We start from the raw sequence: 17,567 nt of genomic DNA, 5'->3' as shown, positions 1-17,567 counted from the left end.
ATAGGATCAGCTATGAATCTCGATGCCGTTCCCGCCGGCAAGAACCCGCCTGACGACATCAATGTCGTCATCGAAGTGCCGATCGGCGGCGAACCCATCAAATACGAAATGGATAAGGCGTCCGGCGCACTGTTCGTCGATCGCTTTCTCTATACGGCTATGCGTTACCCTGGGAACTACGGCTTCGTCCCACACACCCTGTCGGACGATGGCGACCCTTGTGACGTCATTGTCGTCAATACGCGCGCGATCGCGCCGGGCGCGGTGATGAATTGCCGCATCGTCGGCGTGCTGCTGATGCAGGACGAACAAGGCGGCGATGAAAAGATCCTTGCCGTTCCTTCGTCGAAGCTCACGACGCGCTACGATAAAATTCAGAATTACACCGATCTGCCGCAGATCACGATCGAACAGGTCGAGCATTTCTTCACCCATTACAAGGATCTCGAACCCGGCAAATGGGTGAAGATCCTGCGTTGGGGTGATGCCGCCGAAGGGCGGAAGCTCATTGTTGACGGGCTGGAGCGCGCGAAGAAAGCAAAGGGCTAAGACCGTCCTTACGAGCCGTCATTGCGAGCGAAGCGAAGCAATCCATAGACTGAAACTGGATTGCTTCGTCGCCTACGTCTCCTCGCAATGACGAGGTGCTACTTCTTCCGCGACAGTTCGAAGACCGCCTGATCGCCAATCAGGTTCAAGACCCACCACGGCGCGCCGACGCGCAGCGGCCGGCCTTGCTGATCGAGCGCGATCGAACGCTCGGTCTTCGCGCCGATCTCGTCGACCAAGCCGATGAAGTCGCGGATCGTACAAAAGTGGATGTTCGGCGTTTCGTACCAAGCGGCCGAAAGACTTTTTGTCACCGGCATCCGGCCCTTGAGCGCGATCTGCGTGCGGATGCGCCAATGGCCGAAATTCGGAAACGACACGATGGCGTGGCGGCCGATGCGCAGCATGTTTTCGAGCACGCGACGGGGGTGGCGCGTCGCCTGCAAAGTTTGCGACAGCACAACGTAATCGAACGCGTCGTCCGGATAATCAGCAAGGTCGGTGTCGGCGTCGCCCTGGATCACGGACAGGCCTTTGGCGACGCAATCGTTCACGCCGCTTTGCGAAAGCTCGATGCCGCGCGCATCGACGCCGCGCTCTTCAGCGAGAAGTCGCAACAACGTGCCGTCACCGCAGCCGACATCGAGCACGCGGCTCTTCGGCGCGACCATGTCGGCGACAACGAGAAGATCGATACGCGCCGTCTGCGACAGCATGACGGCGGTGCGCGTCCCGTTCGCCATTGTCAGGCCCCGGGAGACGCAATGCCGCGCGCGCGCGCCGCGGCTTCAAGAAAGCCGCGCGTCGTGGCGATGAAGTCCGGCACATTCAAAAGAAACGCATCATGGCCGCGATCACTGTCGATCTCGACGAAGGAGACGGACGCCGCGGCGGCGTTCAGCGCATGGACGACCGCGCGCGAGGCCGACGTCGGGTACAGCCAGTCGGAATCGAACGAGACGACGCAGAAACGCGTCTTTGAACCTTTGAACGCCGCGGCAAGCGTGCCGCCGTAATCTTCGGCGAGATCGAAATAATCGCACGCGCGGGTAACGTAGAGATACGAATTTGCATCGAACCGATCGACGAAACTCGTACCCTGATAGCGCAGATAATTCTCGATCTGGAAATCGGCGTCGAACGAGAAAGTCGGCGCAGCACGATCCTGATACTTGCGACCGAACTTGCGCTGCAATGCCTCCTCGGAAAGATAGGTGATATGCGCCGCCATGCGCGCGACGGCGAGACCCTTCGTCGGGCTCGCGCCGGCATCGAGATAGCGCCCCTGCTTCCATTCTGGATCGGCCATTACCGCCTGACGGCCGACTTCGTGGAAGGCGATGTTCTGCGAAGAATGTTTCGCGGCGGTCGCAATCGGCATGGCGGCGAAAACGCGCGACGGATAGCTCGCGGCCCATTGCAGCACCTGCATGCCACCCATAGAGCCGCCGATGACCGCGAACAATGTTTCGATCCCGAGGTAATCGATCAACATCGCCTGCGCGCGCACCATGTCGTGGATCGTGACCAACGGCAGGTCGAGGCCCCAGACACGTCCAGTCGCCGGATTGATCGACGCCGGCCCCGTCGTACCCATACAGCCGCCGACGACATTCGAGGCGATGACGAAATAGCGGTCGGTATCGATCGGCTTGCCCGGACCGACCATGACCTCCCACCAGCCCGGCTTGCCGGTGATCGGATGTGTGCTCGCGACATGCTGATCGCCGGTCAACGCATGACAGATCAGAACAGCGTTGGATTTCGCCGCGTTGAGCGTTCCGTAGGTCTGATAGGCGATTTGCAGCGGCCCGAGATCGACCCCGGCGTCCATTTTCAGCGGCTGGTCGGCGCCAAAACGCGCGACGAGGCTATGCGGGGCATCCGCCTCGAGCTGGCTCAGAGCTTTCTGGTTAGGAACAATCGTCACGATCAACCTTCGTTACGATACCAACGTTCTCTTTGACGAACGCTACGTCCGGTTTATAGGAGCGGGTTATGATGCCTGTCAAGGCGGGATCATACGCCGCCCGATGCGCAGATTTAGGTATGACCGCACCCGAGCGCCAGTTCGCGCGGTAGTCCGGTCCAAACGGGAAAAGCGTTTCGCCGGGGGCAAATTCTCTTTAAGAGAGGTCCGCAAAGATGCGATGCCCATAATGCTTGAACGACGCCCTGCTCCAGAAACTTTGGCCGATCTGCGTGACGAGATCGACCGTATCGACGCATGCCTACACGAAATGCTGATGCAGCGCGGCGAGATCATCGACCGGCTGATCGCCGTCAAGGCCCGCTCGGGCCCCGGCAGCGCCTTCCGGCCGGGCCGGGAAGCCGAGATGATGCGCCAGCTAGTCGAGCGCCATAAAGGCATCCTGCCGCTCGATACCGTCGAGAGCATTTGGCGGATCATCATCTCGACCTTCACCTATGTGCAGGCCGGCTACAGCGTCCATGCCGATATTTCCGGTGGCGACGCGCAGATGCGCGACGGTTGCCGTTTCCACTTCGGCTTCACCGTCCCCTATATTCCGCATCCCGGCATATCCGAGGTGATTGGCGCCGTCGCAGCAGCGCCCGGCGATCTCGGCCTCGTGCCTGTCGAGACAGCTCCCGGCGCCGGCGCCTGGTGGCAGCAATTGGTGTCGCCCATCGCGCCGAAAATCATCGCGCGCCTCCCCTTCGTCGAACGCCGCGACCATCCGGCCGGCACGCCGCTCTTCGTCCTCGCCAAGCCGGTCGAGGATGGCGCCGCACGCGATGTCGTCCTTTACGCCACAACGGTCGAGCGATGGCGCGAGATCGACGATGCGGCGTTGCGCGGACACAATATAGAACTCGTCGCCAAAGCGCCGCAGGACCTCGCCCTGCTTCTCGCCGTGCCCGGTACGCTCGCAACTGCCGCACTGCGCGAAACCCTGGCCAGCAGCGGCGCGGAGACCGCGCATCTGGCTGAAATCGGCAGCCATGCCGCGCGGTTCGATTTCGTCAGAAAGACCTAACGCGGATTCGATCTTTCGTATCGTCCGCACACTTATTGTTCGCACGCCTGGAGCGCGATCTATTTGGAGCCCGCAAAAATGACGTCTTCCGACATCGCCGCCTCGCCGCAGCCCCGCGCGAGCGTATTGGCGATCGAGCCTTACGTCCCCGGCAAGGCCGGTGCCGCGACGAAAGGCAAAATCTACAAGCTCTCGTCCAACGAATCGGCACTGGGGCCGAGCCCGCGCGCGGTCGAAGCTTATCTATCGGCTGCCGACTCTCTTTCCATCTATCCCGATGGCTCAGTTCGCGCGCTGCGCGAAGCGATCGCCAAGCGTCATAGCGTTGGCGCCGCGCAGGTCACCTGCGGCGCCGGCTCGGACGAGCTGATCTTCCTGCTCGCCTATGCATTCCTCAACCCCGGCGACGAGGGCATCTTCACAAAGCACGGATTCTCGATCTATCGCATCGCCATCCTCGCGGCGGGCGGCACGCCGGTCGTTGCCGACGAGGCCGATCTCACCGCCGACGTCGATGCAATCCTTGCGAAGGTGACGCCGCGGACGAAGATCGTCTTTCTCGCCAATCCAAACAATCCGACCGGCACCTATCTGCCGGCGCAGGAGATCGAGCGCCTCGCGGATACTCTGCCGCCGCATGTGCTTTTGATCCTCGATGCCGCTTATGCCGAATTCGTCACGCGCAACGATTACGAAGCGGGGATCGAACTTGTCCGCACGCGGAAAAATGTCGTGATGACGCGGACTTTCTCGAAAATCTACGGCCTCGCGGCGCTGCGCCTCGGCTGGTGTTATGCGCCGCCAACGATCACCGATGCGATCAACCGGCTGCGCGGGCCATTCAACATCAATACGCCTGCCATGCTTGCCGGCCTCGCTGCGGTCGAGGATCAGGAGCACGTCGATAGATCCATCGCGCATAATGCGCACTGGCTTGCTTGGCTCACCGACGAGATCGTTAAGCTCGGCATTCCGGTGACGCCGAGCGTCGCCAATTTCCTGCTGCTGCATTTCAAGGACGCGGCGGAAGCGCGTGCGGCGGATGCATTTCTTTCATCGCGCGGCCTGATCCTGCGCGCGGTCGAGACATACTTCCTGCCGCAATGCCTGCGCCTGACCGTCGGCGCGGAAGAACCGAACCGGCTCGTCGTTGCGGCGCTCAGCGATTTCGTAAAGGACTCGCCGCGTGGTTGACGGATTGGGCGCTCCGCTTGCGGCGCCGCTCTTTGACCGCCTGGCGCTGATCGGGATTGGCCTCATCGGCTCGTCGCTGGCGCGCGTCGCCAAACGCAAGCACCTCGCCCGTACCGTCGTCATCAGCGACGCATCGACCGAGGTGCGCGCCAAAGCTGCCGAACTGGGTCTCGCCGATGAGGTTGCAGCCACCGCTGGGGAAGCTGTCACCGGCGCCGATCTCGTCATTCTCTGCGTTCCGGTCGGCGCAATGGATTCTGTAGCGCAGGACATCGCGCCGCATCTCAGCGTTGGCGCGATCGTGTCCGATGTCGGCTCGGTCAAAAGCGCGGTGCTCGCGGCGATGGCGAAACATTTGCCGAAGCATGTGGCGCTGATCCCCGCGCATCCTGTCGCCGGCACCGAGGAATCAGGCCCCGCCGCGGGGTTTGCGACGCTCTTCGTCAATCGCTGGTGCATCCTGACGCCGCCTGAAGACGCCGATGCAAAGGCGGTGAAGCGCCTCGCCGATTTCTGGACCGCGGCCGGCGCCAATGTTGAAGTGATGACGCCGCAGCATCATGATCTGGTGCTCTCGATCACCAGCCATCTGCCGCATCTGATCGCCTACAACATCGTTGGCACGGCCGCCGACCTTGAAGCCGTGACGCAATCCGAAGTCATCAAATTTTCCGCCGGCGGCTTTCGCGATTTCACCCGTATCGCCGCGTCCGACCCGACGATGTGGCGCGACGTCTTCCTCAACAACAAGGAGGCCGTCCTCGAAACGCTCGGCCGTTTCACCGAGGATTTGACGGCGCTGCAACGGATGATCCGCAACGGCGATGGCGATGGCTTGTTCAATCTCTTCACGCGCACGCGCGCGATCCGACGCGGCATCATCCAGGAAGGCCAGGAGATCGCGGCGCCGGATTTCGGCCGTCACCGCGACGACGAGGGCTAAGCGGGGATTTAGGCTCAGGACCCATTAAATTGTTGCGTGAGGGTTAGCGGATTGATTCAATGGGGATGTCGGGAGGCATCGCCATGGCTGATTTGTTGTTGCTGTCGGAGGCGCAGATGCGCCGGATCGAACCGTATTTTCCATTGTCGCACGGGATTGCGAGGGTTGACGATCGGCGGGTGATCAGTGGCATCGTCTTCGTCATCAGAAACGGTCTGCGCTGGCGCGATGCGCCGCCCGGCTATGGTCCGCACAAGACGATCTACAATCGGTTTGTGCGTTGGAGCCGCCTCGGCGTGTTCAACAAGATCTTCGCCGAACTGGCACGCAAGGCCGGCAAGCCATCTCGTCTGATGATCGATGCGACGCATCTGAAAGCGCATCGCACCGCCGCCAGCCTTTTAAAAAAGGGTCTGTTCCCCGACGTATCGGCCGCACGAAGGGCGGCCTGAACTCCAAGCTGCACGCCGTATGCGATGGTCAGGGGCGCCCCGTCATCATGCTGCTCAGCGAAGGCCAGATGAGCGATTATAGGGGCGCGGCCCTGATGATCGATGCTCTACCGTCCGCGAAGCAGTTGCTCGCTGACAAGGGCTATGATGCCGACTGGTTTCGCCGGGCTCTTGGCGAACGCGGCATCGTGGCCTGCATCCCATCGAAGTCAAACCGAAAAAAGCCGATCGAACATGACCGCGAGCTCTATCGTCAACGGCACAAGATCGAGAACATGTTCGGCAGGCTCAAGGACTGGCGACGCATCCACACCCGATACGACCGATGCGCCCATACATTCATGTCTGCCATCTGTATCGCAGCCGCCGTCATCTTCTGGCTCTAATCAATGAGTCCTGACCCTAGTAGACCGGCTCCATTGTAAAGTTCGTGCGCACGGGGCCGACGGCGAGACGTCCGTCGTCGAGTTCAATGGGCAGATGCAGCTTCGTTGGTCCTTGAGCCTGTGCATCGTTCGAATGGCCGCTGAGCAAATTGCCAAGCAGCGCGCCGAAGCTGAGCAAGCCCGGATCGATGCCATAATGTTGCAACACCGGCTCGAGGCCGCTGCTTGTCGTCTCGAAATGGCCGCTGACCCGACGCGCGGGACTCAGCGCGAACGTGCCTTTCGCCGCAAATTTGGTATCGCCGCGCGTAAGCGTGAAAGACGTAAGATCAACATGACCACCGGCGGTCCGCCAGAGATCGAGGTTTTGCGCCGGCGTCAAACGTGTCTCGAAACTTGTTTTCGTGACTGTCCCCTGCGCGCCAATGTCGGTAGGCACGCCGGGGCCGAGGAGTTGTTCGATCAGCGGCAGCGTCGCGGCGCCAAGGGTCAAATCGAAATCGATCGCAGGTCCATCCTGCGCAATGCGCTGCGCCGCCGTCACGGCAGTTTCATGCACTGCGCCCGCAAACCCGACAGCGCCGGCGCTGCCATGCACCGCTATATCCTCGCCGCTGACGACCGCCTGCCAAAGATCTTGCGGCAACCCGCTGAGGCGAACGTTGAGATCGCTCCACGTCAGCTGGAAATTGACCTTCTGATCTTTGGAGGTCGCGACGAAGGGCGAATCGGCCGCGATGTCGATATCGCGCGGATGCGAAACACTCGCCGTCACGTGCAGTCCTCGCAATGTTCCGCCGTAGGTATGGCCGAAGATCAGACCGTCGAAGCGCGGCGACGCACAATTGATGGAAATCGCGGCGGGATAGCCGCCGATCTTGGGATTGGGACATGACCAGACGCGACCGAACGCCTTTTCCCGCGCGACCCAAGCCTGGAGCGCCGTCCCGGTCTGCTGCGCGGCGACCAGCCAGACGCCCGACCAAATCAGCACGGCGATGACGGCCAATCCCAGCAGCCAAAGCAGCAAGCTTGGCCGCTTCGGCCTCAAGGCCACGCTCGGTCCTTTTTCCAAAAATCTTCTCCGCGCATGTTCCGGGACGTGTTGTGTAACCCAAAACAGAAATCCGGAGGAATTTTGTTGGGAGCGCGCACGCTGGCGTTACAGCGCCGCGCATATGGCTTAAGTTTCGCCGATGGAAGATCTCTGGGTATTCGGCTACGGCTCACTGATGTGGCGGCCGGGCTTTGCCTTCACAGAGCGAGAGGTCGCGCGGGTACGCGGCTATCATCGCGCGCTTTGCGTCTATTCGCATGTCCATCGCGGCACGCCGGAGCGGCCAGGGCTTGTGCTGGGCCTTGATCGCGGCGGTTCATGTCGCGGCATCGTCTTTCGGGTGACGGCCGAGCATCGCCATGAGACGATCGACTATCTGCGCGCCCGCGAACAGGTCACGTCCGTCTATAAGGAAGCCTATCTCAACGCACAGCTCACTGATGGCCGCAGCGTGACGGCTTTGTCCTACATCGTTGACCGGAGCCACGTTCAATATGCCGGCGAACTTGCGCGCGAGGATGTGGCGCGGTTTGTAGCGCAGGGTCAGGGCGTCTCCGGCGCCAATCCGGATTACGTCAGAGCGACGCAGGCGCACCTCGTCGAACTCGGCATCGCCGATCCGATCCTCGATTGGCTTGCGGCCCAATTTGCGGATGAAGCGGCGCGCTCGAGCATCCTGCCTTCAGGTGGATTTACCTGAAGGCACAATAAGATGCTCGATATTCAAAGATGTAGAGCGTCGTTAAACGCGCAAAACCGCGCACACTTTTGCGCACGACGCTCTAAGCCGGCAAGAGCTCGCGCGTTGGGCGGCACAGCGCCTCTATGTCCTCGATCGCGGCGCGGCGTTTTTGCGGATCGGCCGTGAGAAGGTGCACATGCCATTGCTGCGCGCCAGCGGCGATTGCAGCCGTCACAAAGGCGGCGCGCGCGACTGGACCAAAGCCATGTTCGCATTGGCAGAACCCGACAACCTGACGGTTACCGGCAATATCCGTCTTCACCGCGATCACGATTGCGGCAGCAAAATCCGGCAGGCCGGCATCTTCAGTATGATGCTCGACCCGGAACACCGAACAGATGTAGCGCCGTCCGGAACGGCCGCGCCAAGAGTGAAACCGTTCCGCTAAGTCACCGCCGGCGAGGCTTGCGAGCGAAGTGTTGCTCGCGTCGTCGGCCGGCGCGCGCGGGCGCGCAACCATGGTGGCGTTCTTCTCGCGCCAGCGCCGCAGCAAAAAGAGCAACGACATAGCGCGGGCAGAATCGCCACGGCCGCTCAAACTCTTCAACGTCAAGCCGGTCTGCGGCCGTTGCGTCATCGTCATAATCAAAACCCCTGTACGCTACAGAGTGATTCGCTATGAGAACAAAGTTGGAACAAAAGAACAGGAGGGTCAAGTCTGACGGCCGAGCCTAAGTCAGCTCCGGGAAAGTCCCGCTTCCGTTGCGGCAGGCGCGAGGCTCGCATCTGTATCGACAGCTTCCGCGACCAATCGGTCAGTCGCGGTCTCGATCTGCGCCTGCAAAACCCGCATGAAATTGTCTTTGTCGAGCCCAGAAGAAATTGGTGGCAAAAATTCCACCACCATCTTGCCTGGCGGGCGAATGAAACGATGACGCGGCCAGAAAAGCCCGGAATTGAGCGCCGCTGGGACGCAGATCACGCCCGTCGCTTCGACGATCCGCGCGACGCCGCCCTTATAAACCGGGGGCGCCCCGACAGGACGGCGTGTCCCTTCCGGAAAGATGATGAGACGCCGGTTTTCGGCGAATTTGGCTTTCGCAGCAGTAACGATCTGCGACAGGACGCCAGCGCGCTTACTGCGGTCGATCGAAATCTGTCGACAGCCGCGCAGATAAGCGCCGAAGAGCGGGAGAAAATCGAGTTCGCGTTTATAGATGAAGGTGAAGCGCCTCACGGCGAGGAGCAGCACCAGCACGTCGAGCGTCGATTGATGTTTGGCCGCGACGACCGCCGGTCCCGCCGGCAAATTCTCCAACCCGCGAAATTCGACCTTGACGCCGCAAATATGATCGAGCAACGCGATCGTCCATCGCGCCCAGCGGCGCGCATGGCTTTCAATGGCATCGCCGCCACGTGCCAAGGCCGGCAGCGCCGCGAGCATCAGAATGACGATAACTACATAAAAGCAGACGTTGAAGAGAGCCGATCGCAACAATCGCATTAGCCGCTCGCTTTAAGGCGCAACCGGCGCTGCGCGCTCGGCCATAACACGCGCCGCGCAGGCTTCAGCCGCCGCGACGAACGTCTCCATATCGCGCATTTGAGTCCGGTGATTGACGATCGCGGCGCGGATCACCGGCCGGCCACCGATTTTTGTGGTCGAGGGTGCGGCAACGCCGGATTCATGCAGGTCCATGACGATCTCGCGGTTGACGCGGCCGGTCGTGTCACCCTTCACGCTGAAGCAGACGATGTTGAGCGTCACATCGGCGCTAAGCTCAAAGACAGTCGAGCGGCGGATCAGCGCTTCGAGATGGCGCGCAACGCGGCAGGTCTGCGCCAGAGTTGCGCCAAGCTGCTCGGCGCCGAAGGACTGGAATGTGAACCATGTCTTCAGCGCCCGGAATCCACGCGACAGATCGGGCCCGAGATCGCACGGCCAGATGTCGGCGGCAGCGAGCCCACGTGGGGCGCGCGACAGATAGGCTGCGGTGCTCATGAAAGTCCGGCGATGCAGATCGGGATGACGGCAGATGAAGAAGCCGGCGTCGTAGGGCACCTGCAGCCATTTGTGGAAATCGAGCGCAACGGAATCGGCACGTTCAAGCCCGTTCAAGAGCGGCTTCAGTTCAGGCGATAACACGCCCAGCGCGCCAAACGCGCCATCGACATGAAACCAGATGTCTTCCTCGACGCAAATATCGGCGAGCCTGGCCAGATCGTCGATAGCGCCAGTATTCACCGTGCCGGCGGAGCCGACGACAACAAAAGGCAACAAGCCTGCGGCGCGGTCTTCCGCAATCGCCGCGCGCAACGCCGCGCCATCCATTTCGTGTTTCCGGTTGACAGGAATGCGCCGCAGGAAGGCCGAGCCGACACCGGACATTTCAAAGGCGCGTTCAATACAGGCATGCGCTTCGGTCGAAGCATAGCCGACAAGCTGGCCGGTCGCGCGCAACCCGTCAGTGCGGACCTGCTCGCCGAGGATGTCGGTGCGCGCGACAAGCGTCGCGATCATGTTCGCCATCGACGAACCAGTGACAAAAACGCCGGAGGACTCGCGCGGAAAGTCGAACGCCTCTGCCAGCCAGAGCGTGATCTCGCGCTCGACATCGATCGCGATATGGTCGCGGCCACCGCAATTGGAATTGAGGCCAGCGGCGAGCATTTCGGCAACCATGCCGACCGGCGTCCCGCCACCATGCACCCAGCCCATGAAGAGCGGGTGCGTATTGCCCGTGGCATAGGGCAGCATCGATGTCTCGAACGTCTTCAGCAATTCACCAAGCGGCTTGCCCTGCTGCGGCATGGGCGCCTTGAATTCCGCCCGCACCTCCGCCGGTGCCGGCTGCCAGACTTTGCGATCGCGTACGTCGCGGAGATAATCGATCATCATGTCGAGGCCGCGATGCGCATCGGCGCGAAAGACCTCCCAATCCTGCGGATCGAGGCTCGTGTCGCGCTCTGTCGCAAAAGCGTCGTTGGGGTGATCGAAAACAGCGGAACGGGTCAAATCATTCCCTCTTGCGGCGGCGCTGCCGCAAAGCTTCTGAAGCGCCGGCGTGGCGCGCTAACGCCCTAGCCTAATTGGCGCCGTGAGCGCAAATAAGCACCGGGCGCGACCGGCACAATGTGACGGCAAGTCTCGTGACGGCAAGTCCATATATTGCAAAGAGAATAGCATAGGAGATCGCCATGGATGTGGGGTTTATCGGACTGGGCGGAATGGGCTCGGCCATGGCGTCGCGGCTCATCGCCGCCGGGCATCGGGTTCTGGTGTGGAACCGGTCGCCGGCGGCAGCCGAGAAGCTGCGTGCCGAAGGCGCGGAGGTCGTTGCCAATCCGGCCGACGCGTTTCAGGCCGACGCTGTGCTGACCATGCTCGCCTCGGACGAGGTGATCGAGGAGTTGATCATCGCGCCCGGCCTCCTGAAGGGCGCGCGCCCCGGCCTCATCCATCTCGTCACCGCCACGATCTCCGTGGACTTCGCCAAGACGCTTGAAAAGCTCCATGCCGAAGCCGGCGTCGCCTATGTCGGAGCGCCGGTGCTCGGCCGCCCCGATGTGGCAGCGAAAGGCGAACTCAACGTGCTGGCCGCGGGCAAGCCGGACAACATCGCCCGCGTCAAACCCCTGCTCGACGCAATCGGCAAGGCAACCTGGGTCGTCGGCACCGAGCCGCATCTCGCCAATGTCGCCAAGCTCGCCGCCAATTTCACCCTTGTTTCAGCAATCGAAACCATGGCCGAGGCCTTTGCGTTCTGCGAACGCCAGAACGTCGCACCGGAAAAGATCGCCGAAATTCTCACCGGAACCTTGTTCGCCGCCCCGGCTTACAAGACCTACAGCGCGGCGATTCTGGAGCGGAAATTCGAGGCGGGGTTCAAACTGGCGTTGGGATTGAAGGATGTGCGGCTGATGCTGGCGGCGAGCGAGAAAGCCGGTGCACCGTTGCCTTTCGCCAGCGTCGTGCGGGATAATTTTGTCGATGCTATCGCACATGGCGAGGGCGACAAGGATTGGTCGGCAGTGTCGCGCGTCGCCTTCCGCCGCGCCAACCTCGCCAACGACTGACGCAAACCGGAGGATCGGGATGAGCGAATCTGGCGGCGAGACCAAAGGTCCCGATCTCACACGCGGCGTGCCGCTTTCGCAGATCGGCGAAAGCGACATGCTGCTCGGCCATGTCGGCGACGAGGCCGTTCTCATTGCCCGGAGTGGCGACGAGCTTTTCGCCATCGGCGCGAGCTGCACGCATTACCAAGGCCCGCTCGCCGAAGGACTGATCGTTGGGGACACAGTGCGTTGCCCCTTGCATCACGCCTGTTTCAGTCTGCGCACGGGTGAAGCCCTGCGGGCGCCGGCGCTCGACCCTGTAGCCGCCTGGCGGGTGGAGGAACGCGACGGCAGCGTCTATGTGAACGACAAGATCAAGCCCGCGCCCAAACCCGGTCTGTCAGGCGCCGAACTGCCGCAGAAAGTCGTGATCGTAGGCGGTGGCGCGGCCGCCAATGCCGCCGCGGAAATGTTGCGGCGGGAGGTCTTCGCCGGCACGATCACCATGCTCAGCGCGGACGATTCGGTACCGGTCGACAGGCCCAATCTTTCGAAGGATTACCTCGCCGGCGAAGCGCAAGACTCCTGGATTCCGTTGCGGTCGGAGAAGTTTTACAAGACGCACGGCATCGACCTCGTTCTCAAGGCACGGGTGACCGGTCTCGATGCGGACGCCAAAGAGGTGCGGCTCGCGGATGGCACGGCGCATAGTTACGACAGCCTGCTGCTCGCGACCGGCGCGACGCCGGTGCATCTCGATATTCCGGGGGCCGACCAAATCTATTATCTGCGCAGCTTCGACGACAGCCGCGCCATCATTGCCGCGGCCGAAAAGGCCAAGCGCGCCGTCGTCATTGGCGCGAGTTTCATCGGCCTCGAAGTCGCGGCCTCACTGCGCAAACGCAAGCTTGAGGTCCATGTTGTCGGGCCGGACCAGCATCCGCTTGAAAAAGTCCTCGGGCCGGAGGTCGGCGACTTCGTTCGCGGTCTGCACGAGGCACAGGGGGTGCAATTCCATCTCGGCACCACGGCGACGGCGATCGACGAACGCGGTGTCACGCTCGCCAATGGTGTGACCCTTCCGGCGGACATTATCGTCGCCGGTGTCGGCGTTCGGCCCGCGACCGAACTCGCCGATCAGACGGGCCTAAAGATCGACCACGGCATCTGCGTCGATCAATATCTCGAAACGAGCGTGCCCGGCATTTTCGCCGCCGGCGACCTGGCGCGCTGGCCTGATCCGCTGACCGGCCAGAACATCCGCGTCGAACATTGGGTCGTCGCCGAGCGGCAGGGCCAGGTCGCGGCGCTCAACATGCTTGGCAAACGGCAGCGCTACGACGACGTGCCCTTCTTCTGGAGCCAGCACTACGACGTCTCGATCCGCTACGTCGGCCACGCCGAGAAATGGGACAAGGCGATGATCGACGGCGATCTGGCGACCAAGGACTGCGAAGTGACCTACCTTCGCGATGGCCGCAAGCTTGCCGTAGTGACCATTGGCCGCGATCGGCAGTCGCTGATCGCGGAAGCTGGCCTGGAGGCCCTGATCGCCGAGTCCTGAACTACTTTTTCTTACCGACGACGTCCTTGACCGATGGTGCGGCAGCTATCGTCTTCGGCTTTTCCTTCTTCGGTTTCTTGGCTTCTTTATTGCCGCGGATCTGACCCTTCGCCATAGTCCTTAACTCCTATTGCGGGGCGCCCTGCGGGCGCCGCCTTTGCGCGGCTGTGATCAACGGCGACCTTCGCGACATCAGTGCAAGGGCCCAAGCATGATCAACAGACAGACGCATGACGATCATGCCCAAGCCTTATGAAACCGGCAAGATTTTTTGTGGTTACAAGCTGTCGAATCTTCGCTAGCCAAAGCCCGCGCGGCTTGGCGCAAAGAAAGACTTGCCGCGAAGAAGGACGATGCAAAAGATGAGAATGGCTTTGATTCTGATCTCCACCGCGCTGCTCGCCCTCGGCAGCCTTGCGCGTGCGGCGGTGGCTATGCCCAACCTCGCCGTCGGGCCGCAATATGTTACGACGCATGTCTATGTGGCCCCACGCGACATCGACCGTTTCGTCGAAAGCTTCGTTACAACATTCGGTGGCACCGCCACCAAGAAACAGCTCGTCAACGTCACGCCGACGCCGAGCACGACGGAATGGCGAGCGGTTGCCTCACCCGTCGGCGCCCTATCCGTCTTCGGTTTCACAACGCCCTATCCCTGGCCCTTCGGGGCCGAGCGCAATGGCTTTCTCGTCTCCGATTTCGATGCCGCGGTGAAAGCCGCCCATGCCAATGGCGCAGGCTTCCTCACAGCGCCGTTTGAAGATCCAATTGGCCGCGATGCGGTCATCCAATGGCCGGGCGGCGTCAACATGCAGATCTATTGGCATAAGAAGGCGCCGCATTCTCCGGCGCTCGCCGCGATCCCCGAGAACCGCGTCTATGTCGCGCCGGAACAGGCGGACGCCTTCATCCGCGCCTATCTTGCGTTTTCGCAAGGCAAGGTGATCAAGGATGATCGTAAGGCGCCCGGCATCGAGATCGGCGAGCCGTTCAATATTTTTCGCCGCGTGCTGATCGACTCCGGTTTCGGCAAGACGCTCGTTTTCGCCACAGACGGCCAAATGCCCTATCCGTGGGGACGCGAGACAACAGGCTATGAGGTCAAAGACCTCGACGCGACGATTTTGAAGGCGGAAGCCGCCGGCGTTTACGTCAGAGTCGAGCCGATCAATGCCGCGGGCCGGCTCACGTCTTTCTTTGAGTTCCCCGGCGGCTATACAGCCGAGGTTCATACCGCTGCACCATAAACGTTGCCGCAGCGTACCGCTTTGAATTGGCCAAAATTCCCGTGTTGGTTCGGCCTTCATTGCGAGAAAAAGGACAAAAGCGGGAATGAGAATTTTATTGAACGATTATCCCGGCCACGCCTTCACGGTCGAACTCGCGCGTGAATTGGCGAAGCGCGGCCATAATGTCTTGCATCTTTCGCTCGGCGATTTTCAAAGCCCGAAGGGTGATCTTGCGCGCCGGCCCGACGATTCCGCGACGTTCGAAGTCGAAACTGTCAGCCTCGGTTTGCCCTTCAAAAAGTATGATTTCGTCGCGCGTCGTCGGCAGGAAATCGATTATGGCCACCGTGTCATCGCGCGCATTGCAAGCTGGCGCCCGGATGTCCTCATTGGTTGCGGCAATCCGCTCGATCCGCAAAGCATGATTCAAAATGAATGCCGCAAGCGTAATATTTGTTTCGTATTTTGGTTGCAGGACATCTATTCAAACGCCATTAAAACTGTTTTACGGAAGAAAATTCCAGTTGTTGGCCATACCATCGGCATCTGGTACGAAGAACTTGAAAAGCGACTTTTACGGCGTTCGGATCGAGTTATTGCAATTACGGAAGATTTCAACGCCCTGCTTGCGAAATGGCATGTGCCCGCGTGAGCGTATCTCGGTCATCGAGAACTGGGCGCCAAAAGATAAGATCTTGCTTCTGCCGCGCGATAATTCCTGGAGCCAGGCGCACGGACTGAATGGAAAATTTGTTTTGATGTATTCTGGGACTCTTGGCCTCAAACATAATCCGTCGCTGCTTATTGCGACGGCAGAAGCCTTTAAGGCTGAGCCAGAGGTTCAAGTCGTCCTCGTCTCGGAAGGCAAGTATGCCGACGAGGTACGGGACACAGCGAAAACGCGTGGTCTCAGCAATCTGACGGTTCTTCCATTTCAGAATTTTGAGGATTACAGCGCCGTTCTGGCAACGGGCGATGTAATGCTAGCGATGATCGAACCGGACGCGGCGATTTATTCCGTGCCGTCGAAAGTCCTGTCCTATCTTTGCGGCGGCAAGGCCATCGTACTTTCTGCAAACGCCGCCAATCTGGCGGCACGAATTTTGAAACGTTCGGGTGCCGGCGCCGTTGTTGCACCGGATGACGAAGCTGGCTTCGTCGCAGCGATCCGGCATTTTTTAGATGATCCGGAGACACGGCGGGCTTCGGGCCTGAGTGCGCGTGCCTATGCGGACGAAAATTTCGACATCAGTGCGATCGCTGCGCGCTTTGAAACCATTCTGGCGCCTTGCGCCAAACCGCCTGTGCCTGCTTAAGGCCACGATAGACCGAGAATAGCTGTGACCCGCATTATGTTCTTCTGGGAGAATTTCGGGCCGACCCACGTCGACCGCTGCGATGCCGTGGCGCGCGCCATGCCGCGCAACGACATTCTCGGCATCGAACTGAACCCGACAAGCTCGACCTACACCTGGGTGCCGGAAACCGGCCAGCATTTCACCAAAGTCACTTTGCGCGACGCCGACAGTCATTGGGGGGCGCTGCGGACGGCGATTGAACTCGTCCGCGTCAGCGTAAGCTCTGGCGCGCGGCACGTTTTCCTCTGCCATTATAACGAGCCATCGGTGCAGATAGCCGCCATGCTGATGCGCATGATCGGCAAGCGCGTCTATCTGCTGCTCGATTCCAAATTCGACGACCGGCCGCGCTCGATCTGGCGCGAAGCCCTGAAGGCGATCTGGATCTGGCCCTATGTCGGCGCCATCGTGGGCTCGCGCCGCAGCCGGCAATATCTGAGCTTCCTCGGGCTGAACGATTCCCGGATCGAGAATTACTACGACGCGATCTCGGTCGAACGCATTCGCCGCGCCGCCGGTGTGCCCCCCGCGCCGGAGGGGGTCGACTTCCACGACCGGCATTTCACCATCGTGTCCCGGCTTGTCGCCAAGAAGAATTTGTTTGTGGCGGTCGACGCTTTCGCGCTGTATGTGTCGCGGACCAATCACCCGCGCCGGTTGCGGATTTTCGGAGACGGCGGTCTCGATCGGGAATTGCGCGAACATGTGCGCGAATTGAACCTGACCGAATATGTCACCTTCGAAGGTTTCCAGCAGACGGACGCGGTGAGCCAGGCGCTGGGATCGACGCTCGTGCTGATACAATCAAGCTCGGAAGAACAATTCGGCTTCGCCATTGTCGAGGCACTCGCCATGGGCGTGCCCGTCATCGTCTCGGACAATTGCGGCGCTCGCGACGAATTCGTCCGCTCCGGCGTCAATGGCTTTGTCGTCCAGCCCGATAGCGTCGAGGGCATAGCCTTCTTCCTCGGCAAGCTCGCCTCCGATCAATTGCTGTGGGAACGGCTTTCGGCCGGCACCACGGCCTTCGCCGAGGAGGCCGATGCCGCAAGCTTCGCCCAATCGGTCGGGCGGCTTACGGCCGCGAGCGCGTAA

19 protein-coding genes are annotated in these 17,567 nt (G+C 61.1%); 12 read left to right on the top strand and 7 right to left on the bottom strand.

The features are described from left to right. Window positions 1-12: 12 nt before the first annotated feature. Window positions 13-549 (top strand): inorganic diphosphatase, encoded by a 537-nt coding sequence (ppa, locus tag WDN02_RS08290; protein WP_337293038.1) that lies wholly within the window; start codon window positions 13-15, stop codon window positions 547-549. Window positions 550-647: 98 nt separating this feature from the next. Here the strand turns inward: ppa and metW are convergent, their stop codons facing one another. Then, window positions 648-1,292 (bottom strand): methionine biosynthesis protein MetW, encoded by a 645-nt coding sequence (gene metW / locus WDN02_RS08285; protein WP_337293037.1) that lies wholly within the window; start codon window positions 1,290-1,292, stop codon window positions 648-650. A gap of 2 nt (window positions 1,293-1,294) precedes the next feature. Next, the gene (locus WDN02_RS08280; RefSeq protein ID WP_337294896.1) at window positions 1,295-2,482 is read right to left on the bottom strand and encodes a homoserine O-acetyltransferase; all 1,188 of its coding nucleotides are present in this window, start codon (window positions 2,480-2,482) and stop codon (window positions 1,295-1,297) included. Window positions 2,483-2,708: 226 nt separating this feature from the next. Between WDN02_RS08280 and WDN02_RS08275 the strand changes: the two genes are divergently transcribed. The 5 genes from WDN02_RS08275 (at window position 2,709) to WDN02_RS08255 (ending at window position 6,523) form a co-directional block, all read left to right on the top strand. Beyond that, complete coding sequence (locus tag WDN02_RS08275; protein ID WP_337293036.1) at window positions 2,709-3,548, top strand: chorismate mutase; 840 nt, start codon at window positions 2,709-2,711, stop codon at window positions 3,546-3,548. 78 nt (window positions 3,549-3,626) lie between these two features. Then, window positions 3,627-4,742 (top strand): histidinol-phosphate transaminase, encoded by a 1,116-nt coding sequence (hisC, locus tag WDN02_RS08270; RefSeq protein WP_337293035.1) that lies wholly within the window; start codon window positions 3,627-3,629, stop codon window positions 4,740-4,742. Further along, window positions 4,735-5,685 carry a prephenate/arogenate dehydrogenase family protein gene (locus WDN02_RS08265; RefSeq protein WP_337293034.1) on the top strand — a complete coding sequence of 317 codons (951 nt, stop codon included), beginning with the start codon at window positions 4,735-4,737 and terminating at the stop codon, window positions 5,683-5,685. Before hisC ends, WDN02_RS08265 begins: the two co-directional genes overlap by 8 nt. Before the next feature lie 83 nt (window positions 5,686-5,768). Next, window positions 5,769-6,137, top strand: coding sequence for a transposase (locus WDN02_RS08260; RefSeq protein ID WP_337292878.1), 369 nt, complete (start codon window positions 5,769-5,771; stop codon window positions 6,135-6,137). Then, window positions 6,029-6,523 (top strand): IS5 family transposase, encoded by a 495-nt coding sequence (locus WDN02_RS08255; RefSeq protein ID WP_337294889.1) that lies wholly within the window; start codon window positions 6,029-6,031, stop codon window positions 6,521-6,523. The genes WDN02_RS08260 and WDN02_RS08255 overlap by 109 nt, the downstream gene beginning before the upstream one ends. A 16-nt stretch (window positions 6,524-6,539) precedes the next feature. Here the strand turns inward: WDN02_RS08255 and WDN02_RS08250 are convergent, their stop codons facing one another. Then, the gene (locus WDN02_RS08250) at window positions 6,540-7,598 is read right to left on the bottom strand and encodes a DUF2125 domain-containing protein (protein ID WP_337293033.1); all 1,059 of its coding nucleotides are present in this window, start codon (window positions 7,596-7,598) and stop codon (window positions 6,540-6,542) included. 121 nt (window positions 7,599-7,719) lie between these two features. On the opposite strand from WDN02_RS08250, the gene WDN02_RS08245 reads away from it, so the two are divergent. Next, entirely contained in the window at window positions 7,720-8,280 is a 561-nt protein-coding gene (locus WDN02_RS08245) for a gamma-glutamylcyclotransferase (protein WP_337293032.1), read from the top strand. Between the two features lie 82 nt (window positions 8,281-8,362). Here WDN02_RS08245 and WDN02_RS08240 read toward each other — a convergent pair whose 3' ends face one another. The 3 genes from WDN02_RS08240 to WDN02_RS08230 form a co-directional block, all read right to left on the bottom strand. Next, on the bottom strand, window positions 8,363-8,905 hold the full coding sequence (locus tag WDN02_RS08240; RefSeq protein ID WP_337293031.1) for a hypothetical protein: 543 nt from the start codon (window positions 8,903-8,905) through the stop codon (window positions 8,363-8,365). A 93-nt stretch (window positions 8,906-8,998) separates the two neighbouring features. Beyond that, complete coding sequence (locus tag WDN02_RS08235; RefSeq protein ID WP_337293030.1) at window positions 8,999-9,766, bottom strand: lysophospholipid acyltransferase family protein; 768 nt, start codon at window positions 9,764-9,766, stop codon at window positions 8,999-9,001. Between the two features lie 12 nt (window positions 9,767-9,778). Beyond that, complete coding sequence (locus WDN02_RS08230) at window positions 9,779-11,278, bottom strand: pyridoxal-dependent decarboxylase (RefSeq protein ID WP_337293029.1); 1,500 nt, start codon at window positions 11,276-11,278, stop codon at window positions 9,779-9,781. A 182-nt stretch (window positions 11,279-11,460) separates the two neighbouring features. Here WDN02_RS08230 and WDN02_RS08225 point away from each other — a divergent pair, with 182 nt between their 5' ends. The 3 genes from WDN02_RS08225 to WDN02_RS08215 all read left to right on the top strand — a co-directional run bounded on the left by WDN02_RS08225 (window position 11,461) and on the right by WDN02_RS08215 (window position 15,132). Then, window positions 11,461-12,339 (top strand): NAD(P)-dependent oxidoreductase, encoded by an 879-nt coding sequence (locus WDN02_RS08225; protein WP_337293028.1) that lies wholly within the window; start codon window positions 11,461-11,463, stop codon window positions 12,337-12,339. A 19-nt stretch (window positions 12,340-12,358) separates the two neighbouring features. Further along, the gene (locus WDN02_RS08220; protein WP_337293027.1) at window positions 12,359-13,885 is read left to right on the top strand and encodes an FAD-dependent oxidoreductase; all 1,527 of its coding nucleotides are present in this window, start codon (window positions 12,359-12,361) and stop codon (window positions 13,883-13,885) included. Between the two features lie 368 nt (window positions 13,886-14,253). Beyond that, window positions 14,254-15,132 carry a glyoxalase gene (locus WDN02_RS08215; protein WP_337293026.1) on the top strand — a complete coding sequence of 293 codons (879 nt, stop codon included), beginning with the start codon at window positions 14,254-14,256 and terminating at the stop codon, window positions 15,130-15,132. A 94-nt stretch (window positions 15,133-15,226) separates the two neighbouring features. Here the strand turns inward: WDN02_RS08215 and WDN02_RS08210 are convergent, their stop codons facing one another. Beyond that, window positions 15,227-15,544 carry a hypothetical protein gene (locus tag WDN02_RS08210; RefSeq protein WP_337293025.1) on the bottom strand — a complete coding sequence of 106 codons (318 nt, stop codon included), beginning with the start codon at window positions 15,542-15,544 and terminating at the stop codon, window positions 15,227-15,229. Between the two features lies 1 nt (window position 15,545). Between WDN02_RS08210 and WDN02_RS08205 the strand changes: the two genes are divergently transcribed. Further along, window positions 15,546-16,430 carry a glycosyltransferase family 4 protein gene (locus WDN02_RS08205; protein ID WP_337293024.1) on the top strand — a complete coding sequence of 295 codons (885 nt, stop codon included), beginning with the start codon at window positions 15,546-15,548 and terminating at the stop codon, window positions 16,428-16,430. Between the two features lie 24 nt (window positions 16,431-16,454). Next, window positions 16,455-17,567 (top strand): glycosyltransferase, encoded by a 1,113-nt coding sequence (locus WDN02_RS08200; RefSeq protein WP_337293023.1) that lies wholly within the window; start codon window positions 16,455-16,457, stop codon window positions 17,565-17,567.

This window comes from Methylovirgula sp. (assembly GCF_037200945.1).
GTDB lineage: Bacteria > Pseudomonadota > Alphaproteobacteria > Rhizobiales > Beijerinckiaceae > Methylovirgula.
Note: the sequence above shows the minus strand (reverse complement) of the source record. Positions and strands in the feature narration are given on the sequence as shown.

Coding starts and splice junctions, on each gene's coding strand:
- WDN02_RS08245 (WP_337293032.1), top strand. CDS start 7,720: ATGGAAGATCTCTGGGTATTCGGCTACGGCTCACTGATGTGGCGGCCG.
- WDN02_RS08205 (WP_337293024.1), top strand. CDS start 15,546: ATGAATGCCGCAAGCGTAATATTTGTTTCGTATTTTGGTTGCAGGACA.
- WDN02_RS08240 (WP_337293031.1), bottom strand. CDS start 8,905: ATGACGATGACGCAACGGCCGCAGACCGGCTTGACGTTGAAGAGTTTG.
- WDN02_RS08225 (WP_337293028.1), top strand. CDS start 11,461: ATGGATGTGGGGTTTATCGGACTGGGCGGAATGGGCTCGGCCATGGCG.
- ppa (WP_337293038.1), top strand. CDS start 13: ATGAATCTCGATGCCGTTCCCGCCGGCAAGAACCCGCCTGACGACATC.
- WDN02_RS08215 (WP_337293026.1), top strand. CDS start 14,254: ATGGCTTTGATTCTGATCTCCACCGCGCTGCTCGCCCTCGGCAGCCTT.
- metW (WP_337293037.1), bottom strand. CDS start 1,292: ATGGCGAACGGGACGCGCACCGCCGTCATGCTGTCGCAGACGGCGCGT.
- WDN02_RS08220 (WP_337293027.1), top strand. CDS start 12,359: ATGAGCGAATCTGGCGGCGAGACCAAAGGTCCCGATCTCACACGCGGC.
- WDN02_RS08235 (WP_337293030.1), bottom strand. CDS start 9,766: ATGCGATTGTTGCGATCGGCTCTCTTCAACGTCTGCTTTTATGTAGTT.
- hisC (WP_337293035.1), top strand. CDS start 3,627: ATGACGTCTTCCGACATCGCCGCCTCGCCGCAGCCCCGCGCGAGCGTA.
- WDN02_RS08275 (WP_337293036.1), top strand. CDS start 2,709: ATGCTTGAACGACGCCCTGCTCCAGAAACTTTGGCCGATCTGCGTGAC.
- WDN02_RS08260 (WP_337292878.1), top strand. CDS start 5,769: ATGGCTGATTTGTTGTTGCTGTCGGAGGCGCAGATGCGCCGGATCGAA.